This is a genomic window from Pseudomaricurvus alcaniphilus, from assembly GCF_011440395.1.
GTDB classification, from domain to species: domain Bacteria; phylum Pseudomonadota; class Gammaproteobacteria; order Pseudomonadales; family Cellvibrionaceae; genus Pseudomaricurvus; species Pseudomaricurvus alcaniphilus.
Map to the genome: position 1 here is coordinate 1 of NZ_JAAOIX010000033.1, position 1,600 is coordinate 1,600.

1 protein-coding gene is annotated in these 1,600 nt (G+C 55.1%); it reads right to left on the reverse strand.

Translation table 11 applies throughout. From position 1 onward, the window contains the following. Positions 1–465: 465 nt before the first annotated feature. The gene (locus G8764_RS22200) at positions 466–1,497 is read right to left on the reverse strand and encodes an IS110 family RNA-guided transposase (RefSeq protein WP_166168571.1); all 1,032 of its coding nucleotides are present in this window, start codon (positions 1,495–1,497) and stop codon (positions 466–468) included. Positions 1,498–1,600: the final 103 nt, after the last annotated feature.

The window sequence follows — 1,600 nt, forward strand, 5'->3', positions numbered from 1 at the left end:
CCATATATGGTCTCCTCCTCGTTTGCAAGGCCTCGTATCAGATGTAAAGTCAGGTTGCTTCCATATATCCGGCCTGTTTTAGGAGCTTGTTTGCTCTTGGCCCTGATGAAGTTTCGCGCGTACTGTCCTAACCATCCATACGGTATTGGGTACCTATGGGTCCATCAGGTTTTCAGTACGCCGGTTTTACCTGTTTTGTCATCTGGTTTACGTTGCCATCGCAACCTGTAGGAAGGTTAATGTTTACCCATTAAATTATTGCCTGGGCTACTAACTTCATTCACTGGGTTTGTTTCACCCAGTGGTCATTGCAAGTGGCAATGACCGAGGTCGCGCAGCTGACGCGCTTGAACCCTTCCTTGGGTCGCTCGACTGCCGACGTCCCTGTCGGCAGACGGTCAGCCGCGCAACCTCGCCCATCGCCACCCCAACCTTCGCGCCCGCTGCCAGTATTTTCATCGCGCATCATGAGCATAAGGCCTCCGCGGGTCGATAGTTCTCTTCTCGTGCCACAACCACCCAGGCGATACGGGTTATTTTGTTTGCCAAGGCTACGGTTGCCTTGTTTACGCCATGGCGGGCCTTGAGCCGATTGATCCATTGACTCAGGGAGTCCGTTCGTCGATCACTCTGTTTAACCACCGACCGGGCGCCGTGAACCAATAACGCTCGCAAGTAGCGATCTCCCCGTTTACTGATGCCACCCAGTTTGGGCTTGCCCCCCGTTGTGTGCTGCCTGGGTACCAACCCCAGTGCCGCAGAAGCATCGCGGCCACGTTGAAACTGTTGACCGTCACCGACCCAGTTGGCAAAAGCAGTGCTGACCACGGGACCGATGCCGGGTATCCGGCACAGTCGTTTGCATACGTCACTGGCTTTTGCCTGCTGTCTCAGTTGTCGGTCATGCCAGTCGATCTCTTCGTCCAGGCTTTTCAGGCGGCGGTAGTCTCGTGCCAACAGCTCCCGTATGAAGACCGTGACCTCTTCGTTCGGGCTCTCCAGGATTTCCGGCAGGGCGTTTCTGAGTGGTGCCAAACCCACTGCGACGATAACACCCCGTTCACGCAAAAAGCCGCGAATCTGGTTGGCCAACTGGTTGCGTGACTTTTTCAATTGTTCACGCGATCGGTGCAGCGCCTGCAAGTCCTGTTGTTCCACCGATTTCACCTGAACAGACCGAATACGGCCGTGCAGGCAGGCCTCGGCAATAGCCCTGGCATCGTTGTAATCATTCTTCTGCCCCCGCAGGTAACCTTTGATGTGCTGGGCAGGCAACAAAACCACCTGATGGCCCATTTCCCGGAAGCGGCGGCCCCAGTAGTGGGAGCTGCTGCAGGCCTCCATGGCAATGGTTGTGGGCTTCAAGTTCGCCATACGCCTCAACAGCTGCGAGCGCCTGAGCTGGCGGCAAGCCAGTTCTTTGCCATTGGCATGCAACTCAACCAAGTGAAATATTGATTTGGCGGTATCCAGTCCAATTACGTTAAACTTGTCCATGGTCTCCTCCTGCTTCTGTCGATAGAGAACGAATTGTTCACCCTCTATTCAGGCACATTGCGATGCCGCTGGGAAGAGGAGGAGACCATCTCATCATCCATGG

Excerpts from the sequence above, each read along its gene's own strand:
- G8764_RS22200 (WP_166168571.1), bottom strand. The coding sequence starts at position 1,497 with ATGGACAAGTTTAACGTAATTGGACTGGATACCGCCAAATCAATATTT.